The following is a 12,983-nucleotide window of genomic DNA, read 5'->3' as shown; positions in this document are numbered from 1 at the left end:
TTGAAAATTATACACCAAGATTTTGCATCAACTTAGCTTGGTATTTTTTATTCTTCGAAACCTTTTTCATCATAAGTCGCATTTTTTCGAAACGCTTGATCAGACGGTTTACCTCGGCGACAGAGGAACCGCTTCCTTTTGCTATCCGCTTCCTGCGGGAAGGACCGATAATACGGTGATTGCGACGCTCTACAATGGTCATGGAGAGAATAATCGCCTCTTCCTTTTTCATCTCCTTTTCGTCGATGTCGTCCTCACTGATGGCCCCCTTGGCACCCGGGATCATCTCGAGAAGCGACTGAACACTTCCCATCTTTCGCATCCGTGCAAAGGATTCAAGATAGTCCTCCAAGGTAAAGGTAGCAGAAATCATTTTCTCCTGCAGGGCCGCAGCCTCTTCAAGATCGATGGTTTCCTGAGCCTTTTCCACCAGGCTGACGACATCTCCCATGCCAAGGATACGGGAAGCGATCCGCTCGGGATAAAAGGGATCAAGATCCTCGGGTTTCTCTCCCACACCGACATACTTGATCGGCTTACCGGTGACGCTTTTAAGGGAAAGGGCGGCGCCCCCGCGAGTATCGGAATCAAACTTGGTCAGCACAACACCGCTGATACCGACCTGTTCGTCAAACGACTTTGCTATGGTAACCGCTTCCTGTCCGGTCATTGAATCGGCAACGAAAAGTTGTTCCTGAGGATCAACGACCTTCTTGATATCGACGATCTGCTTCATCATCTCTTCATCCAGATGAAGACGCCCCGACGTATCTACGATCATAGTGTTGAAACTTGACTTGATCGCATATTTTTTGGCTTCGCCGACAAGCTTTACCGGATCTTTCTCTCCCTCAAGGGAAAAGACCTCAAGCTCGACCTGCTTACCAAGGACCTTGAGCTGGTCAACAGCGGCAGGACGAACCAAGTCGGCGGCAACCAGCAGAACCCTTCGTCCCTCTTTTTTAAGGCGAAGCCCCAGCTTTGCAGAAGTGGTCGTTTTTCCGGAACCTTGAAGTCCCATCATCAAAATGGAAGAGAGGGTATCCGGCCCTTTAAGCTCAAGATCCTGTCGCTCGTCGCCGAGCAGTTGCACGATCTTGTCGTTTACAATCTTCACAAACTGCTGGCCGGGGTTTACCGCTTTGAGAACGGCCTCACCTTTAGCATCTTCGATGGTTCGATTCACAAATCGTCGAACAACCCGAAGGTTTACATCAGCCTCGAGCAATGCAACCTTAATCTCTTCGACGGCATCCTGAATATTTTTCTCAGAAATAGTTGCCTTACCCGAGAGTTGCCTAAAAATATCTGAAAACTTATCGGAAATTCTTTCTAACATACCAATCCCATCGTCCGCAGTTCTAGTTTTTATACCGCATTTTGCAAAGCCGTGTCAACGCCTAACGTAGTTCTAAAAAGTGACGGCGCAGGTAGCGTTCCCGTTTTACGGCATCATTCCAGTAGCGACTCCAAGGATAAGCTTCCCTGATTTTTCGATAGTACTCCACCGCCTGTTCGGGGTTTTGCGGACGCAGTGTCTCCTCATAAAGACGGCCGATACGATAGTAGAATTCATCCCGCTGAGCGGACGGAACAGAAGGTACAAACCAAAGCAAAAAGTCGAGCACCTCCTTTGCCCCACCCCGTTCAACCTGGCTATCAAGGAGCTCGAGAAGTGAAGAGGCCGGAAGCACCGAAACAGCGTCGGATTCGGGCTTCTCAAGTATGGCGAATCGGGAAAGTCCGAGAGGCGGATCGTTTTCCTCTTTTTCGGCATCAAGGAGCTCGAAAAGGTGGGAAAGGGCCTCTGTTTGCCGCCCCTCCCGGTAGGCCGTGGTCAACTCGTCTATACTGAAAGAAGGAACAAGTGTCCCATCCTGTTCCCCCCCCCCCTCGGAGCTATTTCCTACAGATGCCGGGTGTCCCTGCCCCTGGAAAGCGGTATCCTCTTTGGGGCCGGTAACTGTCACGAGATAGCGTTTGGATAGGCTTTTCCCCGTTGTTGCCTCCTGTTTTTGGAAGCTGAGGAGCATATCCCCCTCGGCTACGGTAAGGAAAAGAAAGCGGCTGTTGTTTTCGCCAAAGCTGCGTTCCATAAATTCCACGGGACTTTCGCCCGAGGCTCCGACAGGCGACTGGGATTTTGCTCCCAGATAGATCCACCCCCTTCCATCGAGGATAATTGTCACATTTTCGCCTACCGCCGCAGTCAGCTCTGAGGCGATGGGATTCTCCTGCGAATCCAGGTTTGCTGAAGGAGGAGTAACGATGGAAGAAACGGAAGAAGAGGATGCCGGAACAGCAGACGGCGCTTTCACCGCTGCAGAGCCTTCCGCGGCAGCGGCCCCGGATTCGCTGCTCGGTTCAGAATCAGCGTCCACGGCAGCCGTTGGTTTGGGAATCGCCGAGGGGCGGGGAACTGTCCCAATTTCGGACTCGCTTAGGTTCGGGGTACTGATCTTTGGCTCGCTGACCTCCGGCACAAAAGGAGGAACAGGCTCATCGATATCCTCCAATTGGGAAAAATCATATTCGGAAGAAGCCGGAAGCATGGAAACCGAAATACATTGGGGAAGGCGTGGAGCAGGAAGTTCGGGAAGGGGTAAATCGACCGAATATGGCTCATTTCCCCAGCCCGCCGGCCTGAGCAGATCGGAAATCAAGATGGGCGCCGGCTCCGTTATAGAAGCTTTCATCGGAGCAGTATCCCCCGCCTGTCCCCCTGTGTCGATCCTCAGATCGACAGACTGTTGAGGAGCGGGGCCGGAGGCACACGAGGCAAGGGCCAACAAGAATGCAAGGCCCAGCCCGAGGGATCGTCCGATCACGGCAATGTCCCCAGAAATTGCTCTACGGCCTCATCGCTTTTCTCCTGCAGGGATTCCTGTTCCACCTGACCAGGAGCAACCCAAAAGGGCTTGATTCGCTCATCATCCCAGGTTCCGGAGGATTGGTGGTAAGGAATCAACTCGACCGTATCGGGACTTTTCCAGCTTTGGGGCAGGAGCATGGATTCGGGAGCAATCTGCGCTTTCTCCCCTGTCACAGATTGTGGTCGGGGAGAAGTTATCCTGCTTCTCTGCGGAGCATGGGCAGAAAATGCCAAGGCAACGACAATGGTCACCAAAAGAGCGAGAACGGCAACCGAGAGGGTCACCGTAAGATAAATACGAAAGGCCCTACTCTGTAGGAACTCCATCCGGCTCATCGGCTTCCTCTTCAACCACATTTCCATCGTCGGCCAGTCTGACGGCGATGATCTTCGAAACACCGGACTCCTCCATGGTTACACCGAGAAGGGTTTTCGCACCGGCGACCGTCTTCTTGTTATGAGTAATAACGATAAACTGGCTCTTGTTACCGAATTCCATCAACACATTGACAAAACGACCGACGTTCGATTCGTCAAGGGCAGCATCGATCTCATCAAGAATACAAAATGGAGAAGGCTTCACCATATAGGTGGCGAACAGCAGTCCGACGGCTGTCAGGCTCCGCTCTCCACCGGAAAGCAGGGAGATATTCTCAAGTTTCTTTCCCGGAGGCTGGGCGTATATCTCAATACCGCTGGTGAGGACCTCATTGGGTTCTGTAAGCTGAAGCTCTCCCCTTCCTCCTCCGAAAAGACGGCGAAACATCGAATGAAAATTTTTCTTTATCTTTTCGTAGGTGTCGAGGAAAAGTTCGGTAGACTCGACCCTGATTTGTTTGGTAATGCGGGTAAGATCCTCTCTGGCCTTGTAGAGATCATCAAGTTGACCATTAAGAAAGTCGTAACGCTCTTTGACCTCGGAAAACTCCTCGGGAGCCATCAAATTCACCTGGCCCAGGGCTTTGAGCTCCTCTTTGGCCTTGGAAAGGTTATCCCGCAGGTCCTTTGCATCCTCGCGTATTTCGAACATACGAGAGTCGTACTCGTTTAAATCCCTTGAATGACGATCACGAAAATTGTCGTAGATATTACGGACCTCGGCGTTGAGGCCGGCAAGATTCACCTGGAGTTGTTCGACCTGACTTTGGATCTTTCCAAGTTGGTCCATCTGCTGTTTGAGGTTGTCTTCTTTTTTCAGCAGTTCTTTATTGCGGTCGTTGATCCCTGCCTCAAGGCTCGTCAGTTCCTTTTTCAGCGCAACTTCCTGACGGTCGAGCTCCATCCGCTCCTCGTCAAGGGCCTTAATCTTGGCATGGTTTTCCTCAATGCTAAGCTTACAGCGCTGTGCCTCCGCCTCTGCAGCGGCAAGCTGCTTTTCCAGATCGGTCAACTCCCGCTTCAGGGTCGCAAGGCTCTCCTTCATCGCCCCTTTCTGGGTGTCCAGTTGGGCACGGTTGATACGCAGATCTTCCAAGGTACGTCGATATTCCTCTATCTTCGAAGAAAGATTCTTGTTTTCCTCGCGAAGAGCGGCGATCTCTTCCCTCCGGCGGGTCATTTCCGCTCCGGCATCCTCGATATTACGGTCGATCTCACGTTTTATGGTGATAATTCCCTCGGGTGCAAGAAATTCATCGATAAAGGAAGGAACGGCGCTGCGATAACGGGTAAAAAGCTCAGAAAGCTTCTTTGTCGCCAATCCGGTAGCCTCAAAAGCATCCCGCACCAGTGAAAGAGTCTTCTGTTTTTCACTCTCGTCGAGCTTAATGGCGTCCTCGACCAACGACTGCTTTCCCTTCAATTGAATCGAGAGAGACTCAATGGTATTGAGAATCTCTTCTTCCATGTCCGCCCGCTCCTGGCGGGAATAACCGGTCTCCTTCAGTTTGCTGTCGAGTTGCGTTACGATATCGTCGGTAATTTCCCTGAGTTTGACCTGCAAATCCTCACGCTGTTTTTCAAGAGAAAGGACCGTTTTTTCATTCTGGGCGATTCGCTTCTCATTTTCACCGATCCTACCGTTGGCAGATTCGATATTCCGGGTAAAGGAGGCTATGTGTTCCTCGATCTCACCGATACGCTTATCGAAATCAGCCAGGGAGGCCTCCCTGGCGCTAATACCCTCTCCGGTACTTGCAATCTTTTCCCGGATGGAAGATTGGCGTTCCACGGCAGTCTTAGCCTGCTGTTCGAGCTCGGACGAGCGCTCGGTCAATATCTGCCTGCGACTCTCTCTATTGCTCTTCTCAATATCAATACCGTAAAGCTTTTTCTGGGCCTCTATAAGACTCGACTCCATGCTATTGACCTGGTCAAGATTTTCTTCGAGCAGATTATTGATGGTATCGATGGCGGATCGCAATTCATCCCGCTTTTGGCTCTTTTCCTTTAACTTTTCCTCTTTTTGATGCTGATCGTCGAGGATTCCCTTTAATTTTAACAGCTGAATATCAAGTTCAAGGCCGAAAATACGTTCTTTCAAATCACGATAGGAAAAAGTCTTTTCCGACTGCACCTTGAGGGTGTCGTAGGAGCGCTTAACCTCCCGAAGGATGCCCTCCACCTGACGCATATTCTCTTCGGTCCGCTGAAGCTTTCGTTCGGCCTCCGCGCCCTTGAGCTTATATTTGGTGATGCCTGCGGCTTCTTCAAAGATATAGCGACGCTCTTCGGGCTTGTTGGAAAGGATCTGATCGATCTTTCCCTGCTCCATGATGGAATACGATGATTTTCCTATCCCGGTATCGAAGAAAAGCTCACGAACCTCACGAAGCTTTACCGGAGCAGAATTAATAAAGTATTCCGATTCGCCGGAACGATGAAGGCGACGTTTCACCTCGATTTCGGGTATCTCTATGGGAAGGACACCATCATCATTGCTTAACGTGAGGGTCACCTCAGCAACATTAAGCGCCTTTCGATTTTCCGTCCCGTTGAAGATGACATCTTCCATTTTTTCGGCTCGCAGGGTCTTGGTCGACTGTTCTCCGAGAACCCATTTGATAGAATCCACGACGTTGCTCTTACCGCAACCGTTTGGCCCGAGCAAGGCACTGATACCGTCACGAAATTCGATAACGCTCCTATCGGCAAAGGATTTAAAGCCGAATATTTGAATGCTTTTTAAAAACACCGATGCTCCCGTATACTAAAAGCTTACCTGTTTCTTTTGATACTATACCACGTATACAAATAGACTCCAACTATCGTAGTATACCCGGTATGACAACAATTGAATACTGCGGTATCGACGAAGCAGGCAGGGGCCCTCTTGCGGGCCCGGTAACCGCTGCAGCTGTTATTCTACCTGCAGCTTTTCCTATCGAGCTACTCGACGATTCGAAGAAACTCTCACCAGCCAAACGAAACATCGCCCTGAAGGAGATTCTTTCCTCCTGCAGCTACGGTGTCGGTTGGGTGTGGCCTGAAGAGATCGACAGGATCAACATCCACAACGCCTCTCTCCTTGCCATGAAACGTGCTTTCGAAGCCATAGATCAGAAGACCCGCAAACTCGTAAAAATCGTTCAGGTCGATGGGAAATTTTCTCCGAAACTCGACCACCCGCGAATAGAAGCCATCATCAGGGGCGACCAGACCCACCCCCACATACAAGCGGCCTCAATCCTCGCTAAGGAAACACGAGACCGCTGGATGATTCGCTACAGCTGGATCGAACCGGCATGGCACTTTGAACAGCACAAAGGCTATCCAACAAAACTGCACAGAGAACTCTGCCGCCGCTACGGCCTGAGTGAGATCCATCGCAAAAGCTTCAGGATTTTTTCTTCATGAAATCGATTGCCTTGTTGAGTTCTCTGGTAAAATCCTCCAGCTCATCGTCGAAGACAATTACCGACTGACGTTCGTACCCACCAATATCGCCATGCTTTTTGCTTTCCACGATATTGAGAAACAGATCACCCTTTCTATTCTCTTTTACATTGAAAAAGTAGGTGCGCTTTTCCGTACTGAACCTGCTTGAAAAAACTTCCCCTCGTAATCCCATAACTCATTCCTTCTCTATATCTGACATGGTTTTCTGGTTCGCCGATACTACCGCATCAAAAAAAACCTTTCAAGGCACATTACCCCACAATTGTCTAAAAGGGGGGCCTTGACTTTTTTCCGGTTTTCACGTAAAAACATTGCCACAGAGGAATGTAATACATTCCAATATGCGTCCGTCGTATAATGGCTATTACCTCAGCCTTCCAAGCTGAAGATGTCGGTTCGATTCCGATCGGACGCTCTTTTTAAGTCCTTGCAGTGCAAGGACTTTTTTATGTCTTGTAATTTTAGCTAATCTTAGGGGTGGAAATTGTACAAAAGTAGGTTACGAAGTCTCTAAAGCCTGAGTTTCACTCATCTTTTCTTTTTGTGCAGGAATGATATCGTAAAATTGCTTCACCCGTATGTCATCCTTTATCAAAATTGCTTTACCCTTTTTGACAAGAACGAAGGTCATTATCACATCTCGTCCATCTTTAGAAATAACGACATCAACATAACTTGCACCGCCACGATGATCGATATTTTTCACCTTCCACGTTTTAATGTCCCCGGCAATAGCGGACAAGGCGGCTTTTCGTTCTTGATTCAGGGGAGCAGAATGAAGAAGAATTTTCTCGAGCCGATCAAAATCATGAGATTGCACAGCAGCAAAAAAATCGCCGACCGCCGCTTCCAATGCCTCATTACTCGGTCCCGAACACGAAAAGGATACGAGCGAAAAGAGAAAGATAAAAAAAAGAAGTTTTCTTTTGTGCACTATTGCCTTAACGTACGACAAATCGTTTTAGGGAGAGAGGATGGATCCCCCCTCCCCTGTTTGATGTCTACTGATATTTGATGATGGTCCCGGTCACATGCGCCTCGGCAGGTGCATAAATGCCGAAAGTTATCGCATTCAAAAGAATATCGACGACCGAAGCCTGATATTCAACGGTTACGTTAACTGCCGCATCACCGGAAAACTTTGAAACTTCTCTCTGAATTGCATCGTAAATAACAGTGTCCATGTTATCGGCTGACACGTTTGCAAGGTTGCTTCCCCCTGAATTTCCCAGGAACTCATGGACCGTTATTTTCAGATCAAGCTCTCCCACTGTCTGGTAAGACTGCCGCTCTATATCCATCTGCAAACCGGACAATTTGAAGGTGGTACAGGATGCAACTAACGTTACAAGCATGGCAGCACATACCAAATACAATAATTTCTTCATACTCTCTCCTTTCGAGTCAACTTAGTACAAGTATTGTCCTCATTTTGCGTTTTAGCAAGAGATCGAGGCCCATCAGGTAGGATTTCCTCCACGAAGGAATTTTCGACAGTTGCACTATTGACTTAGAGTAAACTACAGCTGCTACGTTTTATTCAGGGGATAGAAAACCCAGATATATCAGTGGATACGTTTTCAAAACAGGAGTAAATGAAGAATGGAAAAACCAAAGGTCTATTTTACGGATTTTCGCACTATAGCGTTCGGAGACGGACTTCCCACCAAGCTGAAAAAGTTACTAAAACGAGCCGGTATCGGGAAAATCGATATGGATGGCAAGTTTGCAGCCATCAAGATGCATTTCGGTGAACTGGGAAATATCAGCTACCTTCGCCCTAATTATGCTAAAGCCGTGGTCGACGTCGTGAAGGAGCTTGGCGGTAAGCCTTTTTTGACAGACTGCAACACTATGTACCCCGGCAGTCGAAAAAATGCGATAGAGCATTTGGAATGTGCATGGGAGAACGGATTTACCCCTCTGACCGTGGGCTGTCCTGTCCTGATAGGAGACGGGTTAAAAGGGACCGACGATATCGCAGTGCCCGTGTCAGGAGGGGAATATGTAAAAGAAGCCCGAATCGGACGAACCATTATGGACGCCGATGTGTTTATCAGTCTGACCCATTTCAAGGGGCATGAGATGACGGGCTTCGGCGGTACCATTAAAAACATCGGCATGGGCTGCGGCTCCCGTGCAGGAAAAACCGATCAGCACAGCAGTGGTAAGCCACACATCGACCAGGCTCTTTGCCGTGGCTGTCGAAGATGCGAACGGGAGTGCGCCAACAACGGTCTGGAGTTTGATGCGACCGCAAAAAAGATGCATGTTAATCAGGAACATTGTGTTGGCTGCGGACGCTGTCTGGGTGCATGCAATTTTGATGCCATTACTTTCAGTGGCGACAACGCTGTTGAACTCTTGAACCGCCGCATGGCCGAATATACCAAGGCAGTGCTTGATGGTCGGCCTAACTTTCACATTTCTTTGGTAGTGGATGTCTCGCCCAACTGTGATTGTCACGGAGAAAATGATGCACCCATTCTCCCTAATTTAGGCATGTTTGCATCCTTTGATCCCCTGGCTCTGGACCAGGCTTGTGCAGATGCCTGTCTGAAGGCTGCACCGCTTCCTGGTAGTCAACTATCTGAGAACATGGCAAAACCGGGCTTCATTGATCAACATGATCATTTCATCAACTCCACTCCCGAATCCGAATGGCATACCTGCTTAGCGCATGCAGAGAAAATCGGCATAGGCACCCGGGATTATGAGCTTGTTATAATGAAATGAGCAATGCCGTCGACAGCATCAAAGCAGACCGTTCGGGATTCGATTTTTGCCATCATGATATGTAAAAAAGTCCCCGGCGGGAACCGGGGCACAGCCGAAAAAAAAGATTTGGTTCAACGAACCGTTTAGGAAGTGTACCATTATATATTTAAATATACAATGGTACTTTATACATTCCACCTCTTTTTAAGGAAAATTTTACCATTTTTCGAGAAATTATATCATTGTTTTCATCCGCGCATATACGTCACTGATATTTCCCTCAAAGGGACCGGGATGCTCCATCTTAATAGAGCAGAGCGCAGCGGCATACCGCAGAGCCTCGGCTGGGTGTGCATCTTCCACACGTCTTGCAAGATAAGCGGCAAAAGTGGTGTCTCCCCGCCCTGTACGGCCGGATAAATTTGAGGGAGTAAATGGAGCCGTATAGATCTTACCATCAACGAACAAAAGGGCCTCACTGTTATGCGTGATGAGGACCTCTTTCGCCCCTTTTCTATTCAACAATATAGCAGCCTTCTCTCGGTCCTTCTCTCCTGTGAGAATTTCCGCCTCGGCAGCATCCGTTTTCAAAAATTTAATAAAAGGAAGCAATGTATCAGCATTTTCCCAGGGTTTAAATAAGAGCCTTTCTCCTTCATTGCAGCGGATAAAACCCTGAACATCCACGGCAAGATCACCCTTTTGAGCCAAGTGGGGGATAAAAGCTTCCGGAATCTCTCCTCTTACCAATCCTGCCAAGTGAAAAATCCGGCTTTCGACAAGCGGAAAGGAAGCAATAGAAAACGACGATGCCTGAGCGGCCAAAAGAATCTCACGTCGCTCACGATCAGCCGAATCATAATGCAACGCCATACAGGTTGTTTGAGGCGAATCCTGCCTTGTAACCGCTATTCCACTTTGTCTCATCTCATCAAGCAATACATCATCTTGTTCTGCAGCCTTTGTAATAACATGAACATGCTTTCCCGATCGTGATACGGCGGCAGAAGAGAAATAGACCGCCCCACCCAGACTTTCGGAGCGAACTCCCACATCAAATACAGTGTCTTTGCAGACATGACCGATCATTGTTATATCGTATAGCATTTTTTTGTCCTTGGAGCACGCAACCGGAGATGCCTTATGTACATCCCGGTTGCGAAGCGAAAAGAATTATTGCAAGGTAAGCCAGAAATTCCGCATATCATCAAGGATCATGTAGTTATAGTTAAGATCCAAGGGCCATAGGTTCAGGGAATTCAGGGGAGGTGTGTCGATAGGAGCAACGTCCGTACGTGAAGGCCAGGAACCTCTGACATGAAAGGGTTTAAATCCCTCACCCGTTCCATCGGCCTCACCGCCAATCCAACGAAGTAGAAGTTTTGCAGCATTCACATGTTCCGATTGATCGGTAATATAGAGATATGCAGGATCAAGCACGCCCAAACGAGGTAACAAATCATTGGCAACATTAATCAGCAGATCATCACCTGCTTTACGCATCTTGCTGGAGGTTGCAATCCCGAAAGGAGGATCACTTTGTCCAGGAGCCCCGACAGCCTCAGTAATATCGGTATCTGACGTCATGATAATCAAATCATTATTGATAAGACGTTTTAAAAATTCATAACCGGCATTTTCCGTTCCGTTTAAAACCAGCTTTTCACCAAACTCTTTTTCATAAGCAGAAGCCATATCATCACTATTCTTTACAAAGGCAATAAACAGTCCCATGATTTCGGAATTTTCTATTGGACTCCTCAGAATAATCTTACCGTTGTATTCAGGGCGTGTCAGATCCCACCAATTATCAATGGGGCAAGAATCGTACACTTCTGAATTGTAGAAAATTTGCTTCATCTCAAAGTAAGGAACATAGGCGCCTTTTTGGTACTCGGGAAGAGCACTCTTCATCATATTCTGGGGAATGTATTCTTTCAAAAGCCCCATTTTAACAAACTCATTGTAAACAGCCCCATCGGTGTCCTTTATAAAAAGCACGTCTGCAGTATGGATACCGGCGTTGTATTCTCTTTGGAACTTTTCTAAAATTTCGGAATTTCTCATATCGTAGACAACGACTTCAACCCCCGGATATTGCGCTTCAAAGCTCTCTTTAACGTCGTTAAGTCTGCTGGACATAGAATAAATCGTAACGGTTTTCTCTTCTTTGGCTTTTTCGTAAAGTTCTTCCACACTTAGGTTGTCATTAAATCCTGAAGTTTCCTCCCAACTTTTCCCATCCGAAATGGAGGCTGTCCCCTTCTCGCTCTTACTATTCGAGCAGGAAGAAAATGCAAACACCAAAAGAAGGATAACTGCCAGAATACCTAATCGTTTTACATGCTTCATCGATCTTCTCCTTTACAAAAAATTAATCGGACCCGTGTATGTATTTGGTTCCGATAGATTCCATCATTGAGCACGCATAATCAAAGTGCCGTTTTCAGTTTCATATAAATTCATTCGCTCCTGCTTCATGTAGACCCAGACCGTATCGCCGACATCAAAGCGTTGAGGTCCAACCTCTTTCACCATGAGAAGAGTATTTACTAATTCAAGCTCCAGCAGTGTTTCCGATCCGGCAGGGAGAATAGAAGAAATGCAACATGGGATATATCCGTCTTGCTCACTTTTTTCGATAAGGATGTCTTCGGGACGAATAGCAACGGTTACCTCAAGCCCGGAAAATGATTCGGAAACGATGTGTACGGAGTCGTTGCCTCTTTCATTGATATTCTTACATGTAAGAGATCCGAAACTGCATTGAACAGTTAATTGATTATCTGTTATATCCGCGAGGGTACCCGAAAGGAAATTAATCTTCGGATTACCAATAAACTCTGCAACCCGCAATGTAGCAGGGTTGTTGTAAATTTCGCTTGGTGTATTGCATTGTGTAAGCACCCCTTCAAAATAGACGGCAATTTTGGAAGAAAGGGTAAGCGCTTCGACCTGGTCGTGGGTTACGTAGATGATTGTGGTCTTCAACTCTTTGTGCAGGCGCTTTAATTCGGCACGCATATCTATACGGAGTTTTGCATCTAAATTGGAAAGCGGTTCATCTAAAAGAAGAATTTTAGGTTGGGAAACAATGGCTCGTGCTATGGCAACCCGCTGTTGTTGCCCACCTGATAATTCCGAAGGATAGCGATCGGCGTACTGCCCGATTTGCATCCTCTCCAATGCGGACATTACGCTCCTCTTAATCTCGTTTTTGGGAACTTTTTTTACGGTCAGACCAAAGGCAACATTTTCAAAAACGGTCATATGGGGCCAAAGAGCATAGCTTTGAAAAACAAGGTTGAGATCCCGTTTGGCGGGCGGCTCAAACCTACCACTTTTCGGGTCGGCCACAACCCTGCCATCGATAGACACCGTGCCACTTTGAGGATTCTCCAAGCCGGAAATAACACGCAACGTGGTGGTCTTTCCACATCCCGACGGACCAAGAAGGGTCATGAAATCCCCCTCCTCTACTACAAGGTCAACATCCTTCAGGATAAGTGCTTTATCATAGTATTTATTTACCTTATTCAGTTCTATACGGCTCATA

At 47.8% G+C, this 12,983-nt stretch carries 12 protein-coding genes and 1 tRNA gene; 3 read left to right on the top strand and 10 right to left on the bottom strand.

Annotation, left to right across the window (positions count from 1 at the left end):
* Nucleotides 1–7 precede the first annotated feature (7 nt).
* The 4 genes from ffh to F459_RS0110950 form a co-directional block, all read right to left on the bottom strand.
* Nucleotides 8–1,339 carry a signal recognition particle protein gene (ffh, locus tag F459_RS0110965; protein WP_020612770.1) on the bottom strand — a complete coding sequence of 444 codons (1,332 nt, stop codon included), beginning with the start codon at nt 1,337–1,339 and terminating at the stop codon, nt 8–10.
* A 61-nt stretch (nt 1,340–1,400) separates the two neighbouring features.
* Entirely contained in the window at nt 1,401–2,828 is a 1,428-nt protein-coding gene (locus tag F459_RS0110960; RefSeq protein ID WP_020612769.1) for a tetratricopeptide repeat protein, read from the bottom strand.
* Nucleotides 2,825–3,208: a hypothetical protein gene (locus tag F459_RS0110955; protein WP_033301576.1), complete on the bottom strand. Its 384-nt coding sequence runs from the start codon at nt 3,206–3,208 to the stop codon at nt 2,825–2,827. Before F459_RS0110955 ends, F459_RS0110960 begins: the two co-directional genes overlap by 4 nt.
* Nucleotides 3,180–6,005, bottom strand: coding sequence for a chromosome segregation SMC family protein (locus F459_RS0110950; RefSeq protein WP_020612767.1), 2,826 nt, complete (start codon nt 6,003–6,005; stop codon nt 3,180–3,182). Before F459_RS0110950 ends, F459_RS0110955 begins: the two co-directional genes overlap by 29 nt.
* An 89-nt stretch (nt 6,006–6,094) precedes the next feature.
* Between F459_RS0110950 and F459_RS0110945 the strand changes: the two genes are divergently transcribed.
* Nucleotides 6,095–6,667: a ribonuclease HII gene (locus F459_RS0110945; protein WP_020612766.1), complete on the top strand. Its 573-nt coding sequence runs from the start codon at nt 6,095–6,097 to the stop codon at nt 6,665–6,667.
* Here F459_RS0110945 and F459_RS0110940 read toward each other — a convergent pair.
* On the bottom strand, nt 6,648–6,881 hold the full coding sequence (locus F459_RS0110940) for a DUF3276 family protein (RefSeq protein WP_020612765.1): 234 nt from the start codon (nt 6,879–6,881) through the stop codon (nt 6,648–6,650). The genes F459_RS0110945 and F459_RS0110940 overlap by 20 nt on opposite strands.
* 171 nt (nt 6,882–7,052) lie before the next feature.
* Between F459_RS0110940 and F459_RS0110935 the strand changes: the two genes are divergently transcribed.
* Nucleotides 7,053–7,124 (top strand) — tRNA-Gly (locus F459_RS0110935).
* Between the two features lie 84 nt (nt 7,125–7,208).
* Here the strand turns inward: F459_RS0110935 and F459_RS0110930 are convergent.
* Both F459_RS0110930 and F459_RS0110925 read right to left on the bottom strand, forming a co-directional pair.
* On the bottom strand, nt 7,209–7,562 hold the full coding sequence (locus F459_RS0110930; protein ID WP_154651669.1) for a hypothetical protein: 354 nt from the start codon (nt 7,560–7,562) through the stop codon (nt 7,209–7,211).
* Between the two features lie 148 nt (nt 7,563–7,710).
* Nucleotides 7,711–8,097, bottom strand: a complete 387-nt coding sequence (locus F459_RS0110925; RefSeq protein ID WP_020612763.1) for a Bor/Iss family lipoprotein — start codon at nt 8,095–8,097, stop codon at nt 7,711–7,713.
* 214 nt (nt 8,098–8,311) lie between these two features.
* Here F459_RS0110925 and F459_RS0110920 point away from each other — a divergent pair, with 214 nt between their 5' ends.
* On the top strand, nt 8,312–9,445 hold the full coding sequence (locus tag F459_RS0110920) for a DUF362 domain-containing protein (protein WP_020612762.1): 1,134 nt from the start codon (nt 8,312–8,314) through the stop codon (nt 9,443–9,445).
* Nucleotides 9,446–9,661: 216 nt separating this feature from the next.
* On the opposite strand, the gene F459_RS0110910 is transcribed toward F459_RS0110920, so the two are convergent.
* The 3 genes from F459_RS0110910 to F459_RS0110900 all read right to left on the bottom strand — a co-directional run bounded on the left by F459_RS0110910 (nt 9,662) and on the right by F459_RS0110900 (nt 12,982).
* Nucleotides 9,662–10,516 carry a PfkB family carbohydrate kinase gene (locus F459_RS0110910; RefSeq protein ID WP_245540151.1) on the bottom strand — a complete coding sequence of 285 codons (855 nt, stop codon included), beginning with the start codon at nt 10,514–10,516 and terminating at the stop codon, nt 9,662–9,664.
* Nucleotides 10,517–10,600: 84 nt separating this feature from the next.
* Nucleotides 10,601–11,779, bottom strand: coding sequence for an ABC transporter substrate-binding protein (locus F459_RS0110905; protein WP_020612759.1), 1,179 nt, complete (start codon nt 11,777–11,779; stop codon nt 10,601–10,603).
* 63 nt (nt 11,780–11,842) lie between these two features.
* A complete protein-coding gene (locus F459_RS0110900) occupies nt 11,843–12,982 on the bottom strand; it encodes an ABC transporter ATP-binding protein (RefSeq protein ID WP_020612758.1) in 1,140 nt (379 codons plus the stop codon).
* Nucleotide 12,983 lies beyond the last annotated feature (1 nt).

This window comes from Sediminispirochaeta bajacaliforniensis DSM 16054 (assembly GCF_000378205.1).
Classification (GTDB): Bacteria; Spirochaetota; Spirochaetia; order DSM-16054; family Sediminispirochaetaceae; genus Sediminispirochaeta; species Sediminispirochaeta bajacaliforniensis.
Note: the sequence above shows the minus strand (reverse complement) of the source record. Positions and strands in the feature narration are given on the sequence as shown.